Here is a 16,080-nt window from a genome sequence, read left to right as displayed (position 1 = left end):
GGATCACGATGGGTAACTTGCCGCACTTTCAGCTTTTCATTGATGGCAACCGGACAGACGGCGCGTCGTCACAGGTCATGACGTCTGAAAACCCAGCTAACGGTCAGGGTTGGGCGACCTTTGCCTGCGCCGCGCCCGAGGATGTCGATCGCGCTGTCGCAGCTGCAAAACGCGCGTTGGACGATCCGATGTGGCGCGATCTGTCGGCCTCCGCTCGGGGGAAACTACTGTATCGACTGGCTGACCTGGTCGCAGAAAACGCATCGCGTCTAGCCGAGCTTGAGACAACGGACAGCGGCAAGTTGCTGGCGGAAACAGCGGCGCAAACGGGGTATGTCGCGGATTACTACCGGTATTTCGCTGGGTTGGCGGATAAGGTCGAAGGAACGGTTTTGCCGATCGACAAGCCGGACATGCATGTGTTCACGACTCGTGAACCGATTGGCGTGGTTGCGGCGATCGTGCCGTGGAACGCGCAGATGTTCCTGACTGCAACAAAACTTGGCCCCGCTCTGGCCGCTGGTTGCGCCGTGGTTCTGAAAGCCTCGGAAATCGCTCCGGCCCCGATGTTGGAATTCGCTCGTTTGATCGACGAGGCTGGTTTCCCGCCGGGTGTTGTGTCGGTCATTACCGGGGATGCCGAGAATTGCGCCATACCCCTGACGCGCCATCCCGACGTGGATCGCATCGCTTTTACAGGTGGGCCGGAAACCGCGCGCCACGTTGTGCGAAACTCGGCCGAGAATTTCGCGGTTACATCTCTGGAACTGGGTGGGAAATCCCCGATTCTGGTGTTTGAGGATGCGGATTTGGATGGGGCGGCGAACGGCTTGATCGCGGGTAACTTCGGCGCGTCCGGCCAAAGCTGCGTTGCGGGAACGCGCGGGCTGGTGCACCGGCCTGTTCTTGAGGAACTGATCGAACGGATCGAAGAAAAATCCCACGCCATTCGGGTGGGCGACCCGTTGCACGTTGACACGCATGTTGGCCCCCTCTGCACAGGCGCTCAGGTTCGCAAGATCCAAGAGACGCTGGCCAAGGCACGTGGGCAGGGCGCAGTGATCCGGTTCGGTGGGGAAACCGCAGACAGGCCGGGGAACTATATGAATCCGACGCTGGTTCAGTGCAACTCGGCCGAAACGGAGACCCTGAAGGTCGAAATGTTTGGCCCTGTGATGTCCCTATTGCCGTTTGATACCGAGGAGGAGGCCATATCTCTGGCCAATGCCACACCCTATGGGCTTGGGTCGGGAGTGTTTACTCAGAACCTTGCGCGGGCGCACCGGCTTTCCAAGCGGATCAGGGCTGGCATCTGCTGGGTCAATACGTATCGCGTAATCTCTCCCATCGCGCCATTTGGCGGGTTCAATCAATCCGGCTATGGGCGTGAGGCCGGGGTCGAGGCGGTTTTGGATTACACGCGAACCAAAACAACCTGGATCAGCACCGCGCAAGAGCCGATGGCGAACCCGTTTGTAATGCGCTAAATCTGGGCAGAAACAGGGAAGGGAGTATGCCCGTGAAGTTGAAGAACCCGCATTTCAGGGCGCCATCAGACGCGAGTCAGCGCAAAAGCATCCCTCCGGTCATCTGTTATCCGCCTGATACATTGCCACAACCTGATTTGATTGCGTTGAGTGCGCTCAGACAACAGGCGTCCAAGACGGCTGAGGTGACCGCCGCCCCACGGGATGCGACCTGCATTGATGTTCCCGCCGGTGCCTTCGTGCGGGTTGTTTCGGTTGACGGCCCACAGGTCGGCGACCTGAATATGTGGAACAAACACGACCTGTCCGAGAGGTTCTATTCCGGTAAAACCCGCGCCCTGCATGGAACGCATCTGTCGACCGGAGATCGCATGTGGTCCAGCTTTCCCAGCATGCGCCCGATGGCCACCATCGTAAACGACACTTTGGACTGGTACGGGTTCGACGGGTTCGGCGGGTCCGTTCATGACGTGATAGGCACGCGTTGCGACCCCTATACCGGCCGTCTTCTGTCGGGCGACGATTATCATTATTGCTGCCACTCGAACCTGACGCGGGCTCTGGCCAGCCATTGCGACCTGCCGCTTCATGAGGCGGAAATGCATGTGCACGACGTTCTGAATGTGTTCATGTGTACGGGTTTCACACGCGACACCGGGCAGTATTTCATGAAAGCCAGCCCAGTGCGCCCTGGCGACTATCTGGAATTCTACGCCGAGATTGATCTGATCGTCGGGCTTTCGGCCTGTCCGGGAGGGGATTGTTCGTCCGGGCATTCGTCGGACGCCGCGGCCTGCTATCCGTTGCTGATCGAGGTGTACGATCCGGGACAGGACGCGCGCGATGCGCATGTCCAGCCCGCACGATCAGCCTATGATCGTTCTCACGGCGCAGGCTAGGCGGTCATTCGACGTCCCAAGCGGTCGAGCATCCGGCAGCAAAGCTCAAGCTGTTCAATCTCGACAAATTCGTCTGCTTTATGGGCCTGGGTGATTGATCCCGGCCCGCAGACAATCGCCTGAACCCCAAGTTGTTGAAAAAGCCCTGCTTCTGTCGCGAATGAGACGACGCCCGTGCCGTTGGCACCGGTCAGTTCGGCCACAAGGTCGCGGGCTGCGTTTTTGTCCATCGGTTCAAGACCGGCAACTTCGGCAACGGCCTGTTGGGTTATGGTGGCAGCGCTATGCACGGCCTGCATTTCAGGCAACAACGCGTGTTCCACGTAGTCGGACAGAGTGCGCTTGACCAGATCCGCATCGCTGGATTGAACGGGCCGCATTTCCCAGGCAACCTCGGCTTTGCTGGCGATCACGTTATGCGCGACCCCACCGGAAATCCGCCCAATATTCACTGTTGTCCAAGGCGGTTCAAACGGGCTGCCGTTTGGCGCGCGGGACTTCAGGATTTGCCGCAATTCCAGCAGCTTCCCGATGTAGCGGGCCGCATACTCAGCCGCGTTTACCCCGTCGTCCGGGGCCGAACTGTGCCCTTCCAGCCCGACAAAGGACGTGGTGTATTCATAGCACCCCTTGTGGCCCTCGATCACGCGCATCTCTGTCGGCTCACCAATGATGGCGATATCCGGGACGATGCCACGCTCGGACAGGTCATCCACCAGATTGCGTGCGCCAAGACACCCGGTTTCCTCGTCATAGGTGAACGAGAAATGCAGCGGTTGGGTCAACTGTTTCGCATCAAGAGTTTCCGCAAAAGCCAAGGCTGCGGCGATGAACCCCTTCATGTCGCAGGTGCCGCGCCCGTACAGTTTTCCGTCACGCTCGACCATCTGGAAGGGATCGCTGGTCCAGTCCTGATCGGCCACCGGAACAACATCTGTGTGTCCGGATAAAACTATGCCGCCATCCATCTCAGGCCCAAGCGTGGCAAAGATATTGGCCTTTGCACCGGTTGCGGCCTGTGTCTGAATACACCGCGCGCCCAGTGCCGTAAGAAAGTCGGTCAAATAGCGGATGATCTCAAGATTGCTGTCTGCGGAAACCGTTTCATACGCGATCAGGTCGGACAGGATTTCTTTGGTTCTTTGCAAGGTCATGGCTTTACAAACAGTTTGCGGGGGCGGTCGCAGAAACACTCTGCTGGCCCGGATTCAGTGATCAGGATGGACTCGGTGATCTCAAGCCCCCAGTCATCCATCCAAAGGCCGGGCATGAAATGGAAGGTCATGCCGGGTTCAAGAACGGTTTCATCTTCGGGTCGCAGGGAAATGGTGCGCTCGCCCCAATCGGGCGGATAGCTGAGGCCGACAGGATAGCCACACCGCGCGCCGCGCTCGATCCCGGCCCGTTCCAGCGGCGCGGCCAACGCAAGCGCAATATCGCGGGCCTGATTGCCTGCGCGGGCTGCGTTCAAGCCTGCTTCGAGCCCCTCAACCAACGCTGCCTCGGCCCGCAGCAGGTGATCAGGTGGCTGACCAAGAAACACCGACCGACAGAAAGGTGTGTGATAACGGCGATAGCAGCCGGAGAGTTCAAAGAACGTGCATTCACCCGACTTGAACGGCGCGCCATCCCACGTGAGATGCGGTGCCGCCGCGTCTGGCCCCGACGGAAGCAAGGGCACGATGGCCGCATAGTCACCCCAATTCCCGTCGGCACCATGAATGGCGTCGCTGTAGATCTGGGCCACCAATTCGTTTTTCCTAAGCCCCGGTTCGACGCGTTCCAGAACGCCGTCGATGATGTGCTCTGAGATACGCGCGGCCTTGCGCATCAAGGCAATCTCTTCGTCGGATTTAACGGCGCGTTGCCAGTTGACCAGCGCGTTTGCGTCAATCAGGTCTGCGTCGGGAAGCTCTGCCTGAAGGGTTAGGTGGGCCTTGGCGGAATAATAATAGTTGTCCAACTCGACACCGATACGCGCACTTGTGAGACCGCAATCCGCCATAAGTGCAGCAAGGTCCTGCATCGGGTGTCGTACGGTCGACTGGACGTATTCGTCCGCATAGCCGCGAATACGGTCGTTGGTCATCCAGACCGTGCGGCGTGCGCCGTTGGCATCCTGACCACGACCCCACCAGATCGGATCGGCATCGTGTAAAACCACGACGCCTTGGTGCACGTAGAACGACCAGCCCTCATACCCTGTCAGCCACGCCATGTTCGAGGGGTCTTCGACAAACAGCGCGTCCAGGCCAGCCTTTGCCATTGCCGCGCGCGTCTTGGTCAGGCGGCGATCATACTCTGCCCGAGTGAATGCCGGATCAGCGTGGGCCATGGGCTGCTCCTGTCTCGTGTGAAGTCTTGTTGACAGAACTTGACGAATTCGGTCACGTCAATGGGCAACACAGGAAAGGCGGGCCATTGAAGATTTCATCCAACCCTTATCGCGGTGGTCAGAAGCTGATCCCAGAGGCGCCGTTTCCCTCAACCGATGCCGCGCGCGTTGCGTCCTTGTTGGGCCAGTGCCCTGCTGCCGCTGAAACACCACTGAGGGAAGTTGACGGCCTTGCCGATGTCGCAAATCTCTGGGTGAAGGATGAGCGTGAGCGGATGAACCTGGGGTCGTTCAAGGCACTGGGCGCCGCTTATGTGATCGCGCGCCACGCGGCCGATATGTCAGGCACACCCGACGGCACAACCTTGGTTGGCCGGACGTATGTAACCGCCAGTGCGGGCAATCACGGCATGAGTGTAGCGGCTGGTGCGCGGATTTTTGGCGCCGATGCAGTCGTTTATATCGCTGAAACTGTGCCCGAGAGCTTTGCGGATCGCTTGCGGTCTCAGAACGCGCGGGTCGTGCGACAAGGGGCTGATTATGCTGCCAGTATGGAGGCTGCGGCGCAGGCCGCGCGGGACAATGGCTGGACGTTGCTGTCTGACAGTTCCTGGCCGGGTTATTACGAACTGCCGCATATCCTGATGGAAGGCTACCTGCAAATGGCGTCCGAGGCCGCGCGTCAATGCCCGCAGGTGCCCACGCATATCCTGTTGCAGGCCGGTGTTGGCGGTTTGGCAGGGGCTGTCGCCGCCTACGCCCGCCACGTCTGGAAGGATGCGCCTCAAATTATCGTGGTCGAGCCCGAAGCCGCACCCGCGCTGCAAGCTAGCATCGAGGCGGGCGCATGTGTCTTTGCCGATGGGCCAGACAGTGTGATGGGTCGCCTTGACTGCAAAGAGCCGTCGCTGATCGCGCTGAATGGTCTGGCACGTGACGCGGACATGTTTCTGACGCTCTCGGATGAAGAAGTTCTGCGTTATCTGCCGGCGATGGCCACCGCGAGAATCGCGACAACAGCGTCCGGCGGGGCAGGGATTGCAGCCGTCATGAGCTCCGACCTGCGCAATAAATTGGGTATAGGCACCGAGGCGCGCGTTTTGTGCTTTTTGTCCGAGATTGCCGAATGAGGGGGTTTGAAGTTTCTGAATTCACGGCACGCACGGAACGCGCGCAGCGTTTGATGAGCGAGCAGGGGCTTTCGGCGCTGCTGCTTACGACCGAGCCCGAAGTACGTTATTTCACAGGTTACTTGACCCGGTTCTGGGAAAGTCCGACGCGCTCTTGGTTCCTGATCGTGCCTGCATCTGGCAAACCCATTGCCGTCATTCCTTCGATTGGTGCGGCGCTGATGGGGCAAACGTGGATTGACGATATCCGCATGTGGAGCGCGCCGGACCTTGTGGATGACGGTATCAACCTCTTGGCGGATACCTTGCGAGAGGTAACTCAGCCCGGTGACCATATCGGAATACCTGACGGACATGAAACGCATGTTCGGATGCCCCTGGCCGATTTGTATCGCTTGAAACATTCGGCGGAAGATCGCGTATTTAAGGGCGACGCGGGTATTTTGCGCAGGCTCCGAATGGTGAAATCCGAAGCCGAGATCGCAAAGATCGAAGCGGCTTGTGCCATCGCGGGCCGCGCCTTCGCGCGTGTCCCAGAGATCGCGGGCGCCGGTGTCACGGTTGCTTCAGTTTTTCGCCACTTCCAGATGTTGTGTCTGGAAGAAGGGGCGGATTGGGTGCCTTACCTCGCCGGAGGTGCAGAACAAGGCGGGTATGCAGATGTGATCTCACCAGCCCGGGACACCGCCATGGCACCCGGAGATGTTCTGATGCTGGACACAGGGTTGGTTTGGGACGGCTACTTTTGCGACTATGATCGGAACTGGTCGATTGGTCCGGCAACGGCAGAGGTCAAATCCGCCTATACCACCTTGATCGAAGCGTCCGATGCTGCGTTCGAGGTCGCGCGCCCCGGTGCGCGGGCGTGCGACCTGTATCACGCGATGAACTCTGTTCTGTCGCGCCAAAGCGGTGACACCGGGGCAGGCCGACTGGGGCATGGGCTTGGAATGTCGCTGACGGAATGGCCGTCCCTCATTCCCGGTGATGAAACAGTACTAGAAGCGGGTATGGTGCTGACGCTTGAACCCGGTATCGCTGTTGGTGACAAGATACTGGTTCACGAGGAAAACATAGTGGTCACCGAAGGTGCACCGCGATTTATCAGTCCTCGCGCCGGGGCAGAGTTGGTGGAGATATGAGTTACTTACCTTACACTCTTGATGCAGATGACCCGTCTGCCAGCCCGCTTGGATTGATCGTCTTGCAAACAGACGAAACAATCGAGCCCGAGTTCAGCGCCTATTTCGCGGATCGCAGTGTTCCGCTTTACGTATCAAGGATACCAAGCGGAGAAGAGGTTACGACCGATGCCCTGTCGGAAATGGAGAAATCCCTGCCAGCAGCAGCGGATCTGTTGCCCAAAATTCGTCCGTACAAAGTTGTCGGTTATGGCTGTACCTCTGCCAGTTCCGTGATTGGCTCAGATCAGGTCGAACGGATGGTTCAGCGCACATGTGATGTGGCCACCGTCACGAATCCTTTGCGCGCAGCTTCGGCCTGCGCCGTGGAATTGGGGGTTTCGAAATTTGCGCTTTTGTCCCCATATATCGAAGAAGTGAACGAACCTCTTCGATATGCTTTCTCTCAAAATGGGATTTCTATGGATGTTTTTGGCTCATTTGGAGAGGCCGAAGAATCCAAAGTTGTGCGGATATCCCAACAATCTGTTACAGATGCCGCCATCCGGCTGGGTTCTGATTCGGCGGTTGAGGCTGTTTTCATAAGCTGCACGAATCTAAGAACTTTTGATGCCATTCCGAAAATTGAAAAGCAGCTAGGAAAACCGGTTCTTTCAAGCAATCAGAGTCTTGCCTGGCACATGAGGTACCTGAATTCCGCCTGAATATCAGGCGCGTGCTGATTTCTTTGTCACTCTCCTGACATATTTTGGTTGCGCGACGCGTCCTGCATGTCCTTAAATGGGCCGGACAGGTCTTTGAGATCCGGATGAACCGGGCAACCAAGGACGGCACAGGGGAGCCAAGTTGGTAATGACTAATGACGCAGCGTTCGTCGAATTTCAGCGTGTCCAGAAATCTTATGATGGCGAGATACTCGTCGTAAAAGATTTAAATCTTTCAATGCCAAAGGGAGAGTTCCTCACGATGCTGGGCCCGTCGGGTTCCGGCAAAACGACGTGTTTGATGATGCTCGCCGGTTTTGAAACCGCAACGCATGGCGAGATCATGTTGGATGGGCGACCGATCAATAACATCCCGCCGCACAAGCGTGGTATTGGCATGGTTTTTCAGAACTATGCGTTGTTCCCGCACATGACCGTTGCCGAGAACCTTTCGTTCCCGCTGGAGGTACGGAAAATTGGCAAGGATGAGCGCGAAGAAAAGGTCAAACGCGCTTTGGATATGGTTCAGATGGGGGCCTTTGGCAGCCGTCGCCCGGCGCAATTGTCGGGCGGTCAGCAACAGCGGATCGCCTTGGCCCGCGCGCTGGTGTTCGAGCCAGAGCTGGTTTTGATGGACGAACCGCTGGGGGCCTTGGATAAGCAACTGCGCGAACATATGCAGTTTGAAATCACACGTCTGGCGCATGAGCTGGGGATTACGACGGTTTACGTGACGCACGACCAGACCGAGGCGTTGACCATGTCGGATCGTGTTGCCGTGTTTGACGATGGCCGCATTCAGCAGTTGGCCCCGCCAGACCTGCTCTATGAAGAGCCCGAGAACAGCTTTGTGGCGCAATTCATTGGCGAAAACAATACGTTGGAAGGTGTTATTAAATCCATCGACGGCGATTCGTGCGTTGTGACGCTGGATGATGGGTCCGAGATTGACGCCAAGCCGGTAAATGTCGGCAAAGCGGGTGAGCGGACCAAAGTCTCGATCCGGCCCGAACGGGTGGAATTCAATAAAGACCGTCTGCACGCCGATGCCCATACTCTGAAGGCAACGGTGAAAGAGTTCATCTATATGGGCGATGTATTCCGGTTCCGTCTGTCTGTGGCGGGCAATGATGACTTCATCATCAAAACCCGGAACGCACCGGACGCCATCAGGCTATCCCCCGGCCAAGAGGTCGAGATCGGCTGGCTGGCGCATGATTGCCGGGCGCTTGACGCCTGAGGCATGAATACCCCGCTTTTGCGGGGCAAGAGTTGACCGGATTGCCCCGTGATCCGGTCTCGAAACCTAAATTTAACGGGTATAACAGGGAGTTAAACATGAAAGTTAAAACCACTCTGATGGCAAGCGCGGTTGCTGCCGTTGCCGGTGGCGCGATGGCCGAAGAGATGACCATCGTCTCCTGGGGCGGCGCGTATTCCAAGTCGCAGCTCAAAGCGTATCACGAGCCCTATTCGGAAAAGACAGGCGTCACCATTCTGAATGATGATAGTTCGAACGAGGCCGTGGCCAAACTGCGCGCGATGAACGAAGCGGGCAACATCACTTGGGACGTGGTGGACGTTGTTGCTGCGGACGCGATCCGTCTGTGCGATGAAGGTCTGGCGCTGGAAATCGACTTTGACAGCCAGCTTGCCGCTGCACCGGACGGGACACCGGCGTCCGAAGATTTCGGCGACCTTCTGGTCAGCGACTGCTTCATCCCTCAGATCGTGTATTCGACCACATTCGGCTATCGCACCGATCTGGTAGGCGACAACCCTCCGACCGAAATCTGCGCGGTATTCGATCTGGAAACCTATCCGGGCAAGCGCTCGCTTGAGAAGCGCCCGATCAACAACATGGAATGGGCGCTTCTGTGTGATGGCGTTGCCAAAGACGACGTCTATGATGTTCTGGCAACTCCGGAAGGTCAGGATCAGGCGCTGGCAAAGCTGGACACCATCAAGGACAACGTCGTCTGGTGGTCTGCCGGTGCCGACACGCCGCAGTTGCTGGCCGATGGCGAAGTTATCATGGGCTCGACCTATAACGGTCGTCTGTTCAGCGTGATCGAAGAGCAGAAACAGCCCGTCGCCATGCTGTGGGACGCGCAGGTGTTCGATCTGGACGGCTGGATCATTCCGGCAGGTCTGAGCGAAGAGCGTCAGCAGCGCGCGCTGGACTACATCATGTTCGCAACCGACACGCAGCGTCTGGCGGATCAGGCCAAGTACATTTCGTACGGTCCGGCGCGTGCGTCTTCTGCGCCGCTGGTGGGTCAGCACGCCGATCTGGGTATCGACATGGCACCGCACATGCCGACCGACCCGGAAAACGCAAAGAACACGTTCCTCTACAACTACGAGTTCTGGGCTGACTACCGCGACGACATCGACGCCAAGTTCCAGGCGTGGTTGGCGCAATAAGCCTTCTTTAAGTCACTGGTCGGGGCCGCCATTGGCCCCGATCCACCAAGAAAGACCAAGGGACGCAGATGACTGACGCAACTCAATCCGGTCCGATGCTGGCCGCCGATGGCACCCCGCTGAAGAAATCTCTGGCGCGGTCTTTGCGCCGCCGCAAGCTGAGGGCGCTGGCCCTGATTGCGCCTTTGCTGCTGTTTGTCCTGCTTTCCTTTGTGATCCCGATTGTGTCGATGTTGTTCCGCTCGGTCGAAAACAGCATCGTGGCCGACACGCTGCCGTTGACCGTGGTCGAATTGCGGAATTGGGATGCTGAAAGTGGTGAGCTTCCGGATGAGGCGCTTTACGCCGCCTTCACCAAGGACATGATCACCGCGATCGACGAAAAAACGCACACCCGACTGGGGTCGCGTTTGAACTATGAACAAACCGGCATGTCGTCGATGTTCCGCCGGTCTGGTCGTCAGATCAAAAAGCTGGACCCGGAAACAGACGGCCCGTTCAAAGACAAGTTGATTGATATTCACGACGGCTGGGGTGATGTCGAGACCTGGCGCACAATCAAGACCCATTCGGTGCCCATCACCAATGGCTATTTCCTGAACGCCGTGGATATGCGCCGCACCCCCGAGGGCGCGCAGGCGCAGCCTGAAGACAAGCAAATCCTGATCAAACTGTTCGGGCGCACGCTGATGATGTCGCTGATCATTACGGCGTCTTGTATCCTGCTGGCTTACCCGGTGTCCTACCTGCTTGCGACGCTGCCGATGCGGGTATCGAACCTGTTGATGATCCTTGTGTTGTTGCCTTTCTGGACGTCACTGCTGGTGCGAACCTCGGCGTGGAAGGTGATGTTGCAGCAGCAGGGCGTGATCAATGAAACGCTGGTCTGGCTGGGGCTGGTGGCCGATGATGCGCGGCTTGTGATCATCAACAACCAATTTGGTACGATCATTGCGATGACGCATATCCTGCTGCCGTTCATGATCCTGCCGATGTATTCGGTGATGCAGACCATTCCAGACTCCTACACGCGCGCGGCCAAATCTATGGGTGCAACGAACTGGACGACCTTCTGGCGCATCTACTTCCCGCAATCCATTCCGGGCATTGGCGCGGGGTCGATCCTCGTGTTTATCCTCGCCATCGGCTACTACATCACGCCCGAGATCGTGGGCGGCACCAAGGGTGTCTTTATCTCGAACCGGATCGCGTATCACATCTCGTCCTCACTGAACTGGGGGCTGGCGGCTGCGCTTGGCACGATCCTGCTGGCGGTCGTTCTGTTACTCTACTGGTGCTATGACAAGATCGTGGGCATCGACAACGTGAAGCTGGGATAAAGACGATGGCAGCACTTACACCAATATCCCGCAAACCCATGTCGGTCGTTCTGCCTGCAGTAGCCATTGCCGGAGGGTTCCTTGGCATGTTCGTCGGGGCCGGGCAGGGCAGCGTCCTGCTGGGTATCCTGATCGGCGCCGTGCTGATGGCAGGGCTGGCCTGGGCCTATATGAATGTTCTGGACAACGAGCGCGCCGCCCGCTGGATCACGATCCTTGGGTTGGGGGGGCTTGGCCTGCTGTTCGCAGGATTGACCGGGCTGATAGTCGGGCTGCTGGCCGGATGGTTCTTCGCCTTCTTCATCTTCTGGCTTTATGAAGGCCGCTATCGGCAGAAACTGCTGCCGTATATGACCGGTCAGCAGGTGTTCTGGCACTACGCGTTCCGGGTGATCTGCGGTGCGATCTTCGTATTCCTGATCACGCCGATCCTTGTGGTTCTGCCGCTGTCGTTCAACGCGCAGGACTTTTTCACCTTTACGCCCGAGATGTTGCGGCTGGACCCCGAAGGGTATTCGCTGAAGCATTACCGCGATTTCTTCACCAACAACGAATGGCAGCGCAGCTTCAAAAACTCGCTGATCATCGCGCCGATTGCGACGTTTATCTCGGTTTCGCTTGGTACTTTGGCGGCCATTGGCCTCAGTCAGAGCCATGTTCCCGGGCGGCGGGCGATCATGGGCATCCTAATCTCGCCGATGATCGTTCCTCTGATCATCTCGGCAACTGGTATGTTCTTTTTCTACAGCGATATTGGCCGGTTCATGGAAGGTACACTGGGCATGGACAAGAACTTTGTGGGCTATGTGAAGGTCATTCTTGCCCACGCGGTTCTGGGTATTCCGTTTGTGATCATCACCGTGACGGCGACTCTGGTCGGCTTTGACCAATCGTTGACCCGCGCGGCGGCGAATATGGGGGCAGGGCCGGTGCGGACCTTCTTCAAGATCCAGATGCCGCTGATCCTGCCGGGCGTGATCTCGGGTGGGTTGTTCGCCTTTATCACCTCGTTTGACGAGGTCGTCGTGGTGCTATTCGTCGGCTCGGCCAGCCAGAAAACGCTGCCATGGCAGATGTTCACAGGTCTGCGCGAACAGATCAGCCCGACCATTCTGGCGGTGGCGACGATCCTTGTCGTGATCTCAATCGCGCTGTTGACCACGGTTGAATTGCTGCGCCGCCGGTCCGAGCGTCTGCGGGGTCTTTCCCCCGCTTGACGCGCGCCGCGGCGTGATTTAGCCATTGCAATATGCAGCCCGGTCACGATGGCGTCGTGACAGTCAAACGGGCGCATGGCTCTCGGTTCCCGAGGCCGCTTGTCCTGAACGCCGGGATTAGTGGCCGGGCACCCTTCGTCCGGCAGTGCAGGAGAGAGCATGATGACAGACCTGACAAACCGCCCCGAGTTTTTCACCAGCCACAATGGTGAAAAGGCACCATTGCCGTTCAGCAAGGCCGAATACGAACGCCGCTTGACGGGGTTGCGCGCGATGATGGCCGCGCGGGATATTCCGGCGGTGCTGCTGACCTCAATGCACAATATCGCCTATTTCTCGGGCTTTCTGTATTGTTCCTTTGGCCGTCCTTACGGCTGCGTGGTGACGCAGGATGCTTGCACGACGGTGTCCGCGAATATCGACGCAGGGCAACCATGGCGGCGCTCGGTCGAGGAAAACGTGATCTATACCGACTGGAAGCGCGACAATTACTGGCGCGCAGTGGCCAGCCTGATCGGAGGTGCCAAGCGGATCGGGATAGAGGGCGATCACATGACGCTGGCGGCGCGCGATACGGCGCTGGCGATGCTGGGTCAGCCCGAGCTGGTGGATGTGGCCGCGGATACAATGGCCGCCCGGATGGTGAAATCGGCAGAAGAGATCGAGCTGATCAAGGGCGGTGCGCGCACAGCAGACGTAGGCGGTGCCGCCATCCACGCCGCGATCCGCGAAGGTGCGACCGAGATTGAGATCGCAATGGCAGGTCGTGACGCGATGGAGGCTGAGATTGCCCGCGCTTACCCGGATGCCGAATACCGCGACACATGGGTCTGGTTCCAGTCGGGCCTCAACACTGATGGTGCGCATAACCCCGTGACCAGGCGGGCGCTGCAAAAGGGCGATATCCTGTCGCTGAACACCTTCCCGATGATCTCGGGCTATTACACCGCGCTGGAACGCACCCTGTTTTTGGGCGAACCCGACGCGGACAGCCTGCGCATCTGGAAGGCCAACGTCGCCGCACATGAACTGGGGCTGAGCCTGATCAAACCCGGCGCGACCTGCTCGGGCATCACGGCCGAGATCAACCGGTTCTTCGCAGATGAAGGGCTGCTGCAATATCGCTCGTTTGGGTACGGCCACTCTTTCGGCGTCCTCAGTCACTACTATGGCCGCGAAGCAGGGCTGGAACTGCGCGAAGATATCGACACGGTGCTTGAACCGGGCATGGTCGTTTCGATCGAGCCGATGCTATGGATTCCCGAAGGCCAGCCCGGTGCAGGCGGTTATCGTGAGCATGACATTCTGGTTGTCGGCGATGATGGGGCCGAGAATATCACCGGGTTCCCCTATGGGCCGGAACACAACACGATCACCTGATCCAAATGGTAAGAGGGGCGCTTAGCCCCTCTTGCTACGTTCGTGGAAAATGAAGCCGATGAAATTCAGCAGCACCTGCGCGGCCAGAATTTGGGTGCTTTCGGTGGGATCATAGTTCGGCGCGACCTCGACCAGATCAATGCCGACCACATCCCCGCGTTGCGCCAGACCTTGCAGGATTTCCAGCACGTTATAATACAGAAACCCCCCGTGGCTGGGCGTGCCGGTGCCTGACGCAATCGATGGGCAAAAAGCGTCGATATCAATCGTCACATAATACCGCGCGCCCTCTGGGATGCGCGCCAAAACGCCCTCGGTTCCCAGTTTGCGCACCTGTCGCACCGACAGGATATCGGACCCTCGGGCGCGGGCGTCCTCATAGCCCTCTTTCGCGGTCGAGGACACGTTGCGGATGCCCAGTTGGGTCATGCCCGAGACATAGTCTTTCTCAATCGCGCGTCGCATCGGGTTGCCGTGACCGGCAGTGACCCCATGGCGTTCATCCACGAAATCCAAATGGGCGTCGATCTGAACAACGTGGATCGGGCCGTTCGCCTCGCAGTCCTTGGCAAAGGCGTTGATGCAGGGGATGTTAATCGAGTGATCTCCGCCGATGGTGACGGGCAGGGCACCTGCGTCCAGAATCTTCTGGACCCCGTATTGAATATTCGCGTGGCTGGCTTCGGTCTTAGTGTGGATGATGTCCGCGTCCCCGATATCGACCATCCGGACCGAGCTATCCAGATAGGTCGCGTCGTCTTCGTGATCATAGGCACCGGCGTGGCCGAAACTGAACAGGGTCGACGCCTCGCGCACCGCCCGCGGCCCGAACCGCGCGCCCGATCGCCATTGGGTGCCGAAATCAAACGGTGCTCCCATGATAGCCACATCCGCGTCGATCTGGTCCCAATCCTCGACATACGGGGATTTGCCAAAGGTTGATATGCCCACGAAAGGCAGATTGAGGCGACCGCTGGAATACCCATGTGATGACATAGCTGAAGACCCGTTTCCTGTTTTACGGTCGAAGCTTAGCCGCGTTCTTGAAGGCTGGATAGATCATCCATGTGAAGTTGACGGTTGAATGTCCCCGTCGCCGGTGTCTATCTGACGGGGCGACAGGAAAGGAAATGCCGTGAGAGATCACGAACTGCCCCCGGAAACAGGTATTTTCTATATCAACCTGGACCGTGTCCCCGCACGGCGTGACTTTATGGAAGGGCAGTTCGCCCATGCAGGCGTGACCGGCGCTGAGCGATTTAGCGCGGTCGATGGTCAGGTGCCGGGCGCGTTGGACAACAACGGCTATGCGCCGGGAACAGGCAGCCGGTGGGGGCTGAAGCAAAGTGAAGTTGCGTGCTTTGAAAGCCACCGTGCGGTTTGGCAGGCAGCCTTGGATCAGGGTCTTCAGTCGGTCGCTATATTTGAAGATGATGTGGAATTGTCTTCAGAGGCAGGCAAGACCATCTTGGCCCTTCTGAGTAACCCTGCTGAGTACGATATGGTCAAACTCGACTATTCTCCCAGATCAATGAGGTTTGGGGCCATGGACCGTATTTCGGACGTTCCAGTCAGACCCATGCTTGAGATGGCTCCAAGCTCGGCCGCATATATTGTAACGCAAACCGCGTGCCGGAAGCTTCTTTCCTGGTCCGAGCGGTACTCAGACCATCTGGATGACTTCATTTCCTATCCACGCGCAGATTGGCGTATGTATCAGTGTTTTCCAGCAGTTGGCGTTCAGATGATCTGGTCGAAACAACAGGATCAGACAGATGAAGAGGTGAAAGTCAGTGAGCGGTCGCTCGACACCAAAACGAATACCGGGTTGGACAAGGGGCCAAGCTGGTTTCGCGCTCGGCGTGAACTGCGCGCCGCAAAAAGAAAGATGTTCTGGCGTATGGGCGGGGAAAAACGGTTGCTGGCGCAAGGCGGCTACGTCGGGTTTATCCCGTGCACAGATGATCTGAAGGTGTAAGCGCGCAACGATTGCCGCGCCGTTTGCACCCTAAGTGGCTT

The 16,080-nt window shown here is 58.1% G+C and carries 14 protein-coding genes; 11 read left to right on the top strand and 3 right to left on the bottom strand.

Going from position 1 to position 16,080, the window contains the following annotated elements; genetic code table 11:
* Positions 1 to 8: 8 nt before the first annotated feature.
* Both ACR0MS_RS02600 and ACR0MS_RS02595 read left to right on the top strand, forming a co-directional pair.
* On the top strand, positions 9 to 1,487 hold the full coding sequence (locus ACR0MS_RS02600) for an aldehyde dehydrogenase (RefSeq protein ID WP_480569624.1): 1,479 nt from the start codon (positions 9 to 11) through the stop codon (positions 1,485 to 1,487).
* A 26-nt stretch (positions 1,488 to 1,513) separates the two neighbouring features.
* A complete protein-coding gene (locus ACR0MS_RS02595; protein ID WP_480569627.1) occupies positions 1,514 to 2,386 on the top strand; it encodes an urea carboxylase-associated family protein in 873 nt (290 codons plus the stop codon).
* Here ACR0MS_RS02595 and argE read toward each other — a convergent pair.
* A complete protein-coding gene (gene argE, locus ACR0MS_RS02590; RefSeq protein ID WP_480569630.1) occupies positions 2,383 to 3,540 on the bottom strand; it encodes an acetylornithine deacetylase in 1,158 nt (385 codons plus the stop codon). The two genes, ACR0MS_RS02595 and argE, sit on opposite strands and share 4 nt — an antisense overlap.
* Positions 3,537 to 4,721: an ectoine hydrolase DoeA gene (gene doeA, locus ACR0MS_RS02585; RefSeq protein WP_480569633.1), complete on the bottom strand. Its 1,185-nt coding sequence runs from the start codon at positions 4,719 to 4,721 to the stop codon at positions 3,537 to 3,539. The genes argE and doeA overlap by 4 nt, the downstream gene beginning before the upstream one ends.
* Before the next feature lie 86 nt (positions 4,722 to 4,807).
* On the opposite strand from doeA, the gene ACR0MS_RS02580 reads away from it, so the two are divergent.
* The 8 genes from ACR0MS_RS02580 to ACR0MS_RS02545 all read left to right on the top strand — a co-directional run bounded on the left by ACR0MS_RS02580 (position 4,808) and on the right by ACR0MS_RS02545 (position 14,061).
* Positions 4,808 to 5,851, top strand: a complete 1,044-nt coding sequence (locus tag ACR0MS_RS02580) for a pyridoxal-phosphate dependent enzyme (RefSeq protein WP_480569636.1) — start codon at positions 4,808 to 4,810, stop codon at positions 5,849 to 5,851.
* Positions 5,848 to 6,993 (top strand): M24 family metallopeptidase, encoded by a 1,146-nt coding sequence (locus ACR0MS_RS02575; protein ID WP_480569639.1) that lies wholly within the window; start codon positions 5,848 to 5,850, stop codon positions 6,991 to 6,993. The genes ACR0MS_RS02580 and ACR0MS_RS02575 overlap by 4 nt, the downstream gene beginning before the upstream one ends.
* On the top strand, positions 6,990 to 7,697 hold the full coding sequence (locus ACR0MS_RS02570; RefSeq protein ID WP_480569642.1) for a maleate cis-trans isomerase family protein: 708 nt from the start codon (positions 6,990 to 6,992) through the stop codon (positions 7,695 to 7,697). The genes ACR0MS_RS02575 and ACR0MS_RS02570 overlap by 4 nt, the downstream gene beginning before the upstream one ends.
* A gap of 148 nt (positions 7,698 to 7,845) precedes the next feature.
* Positions 7,846 to 8,937, top strand: coding sequence for an ABC transporter ATP-binding protein (locus tag ACR0MS_RS02565; RefSeq protein ID WP_480569645.1), 1,092 nt, complete (start codon positions 7,846 to 7,848; stop codon positions 8,935 to 8,937).
* Between the two features lie 98 nt (positions 8,938 to 9,035).
* Positions 9,036 to 10,124, top strand: coding sequence for an extracellular solute-binding protein (locus tag ACR0MS_RS02560; protein WP_480569648.1), 1,089 nt, complete (start codon positions 9,036 to 9,038; stop codon positions 10,122 to 10,124).
* Positions 10,125 to 10,192: 68 nt separating this feature from the next.
* Positions 10,193 to 11,464 (top strand): ABC transporter permease, encoded by a 1,272-nt coding sequence (locus tag ACR0MS_RS02555; RefSeq protein WP_480569651.1) that lies wholly within the window; start codon positions 10,193 to 10,195, stop codon positions 11,462 to 11,464.
* Positions 11,465 to 11,469: 5 nt separating this feature from the next.
* Positions 11,470 to 12,681, top strand: coding sequence for an ABC transporter permease (locus ACR0MS_RS02550; protein ID WP_480569654.1), 1,212 nt, complete (start codon positions 11,470 to 11,472; stop codon positions 12,679 to 12,681).
* 162 nt (positions 12,682 to 12,843) lie between these two features.
* Positions 12,844 to 14,061, top strand: a complete 1,218-nt coding sequence (locus ACR0MS_RS02545) for an aminopeptidase P family protein (protein WP_480569657.1) — start codon at positions 12,844 to 12,846, stop codon at positions 14,059 to 14,061.
* A gap of 21 nt (positions 14,062 to 14,082) precedes the next feature.
* Here the strand turns inward: ACR0MS_RS02545 and speB are convergent, their stop codons facing one another.
* Positions 14,083 to 15,057 carry an agmatinase gene (speB, locus tag ACR0MS_RS02540; RefSeq protein ID WP_480569660.1) on the bottom strand — a complete coding sequence of 325 codons (975 nt, stop codon included), beginning with the start codon at positions 15,055 to 15,057 and terminating at the stop codon, positions 14,083 to 14,085.
* A gap of 139 nt (positions 15,058 to 15,196) precedes the next feature.
* Here speB and ACR0MS_RS02535 point away from each other — a divergent pair, with 139 nt between their 5' ends.
* Positions 15,197 to 16,039 (top strand): glycosyltransferase family 25 protein, encoded by an 843-nt coding sequence (locus ACR0MS_RS02535; RefSeq protein ID WP_480569663.1) that lies wholly within the window; start codon positions 15,197 to 15,199, stop codon positions 16,037 to 16,039.
* Positions 16,040 to 16,080 lie beyond the last annotated feature (41 nt).

Source organism: Ruegeria sp. CJ2, assembly GCF_056536745.1.
The sequence above is the reverse complement of the archived record's forward strand: the minus strand, read 5'-3'. Positions and strand labels throughout refer to the sequence as shown.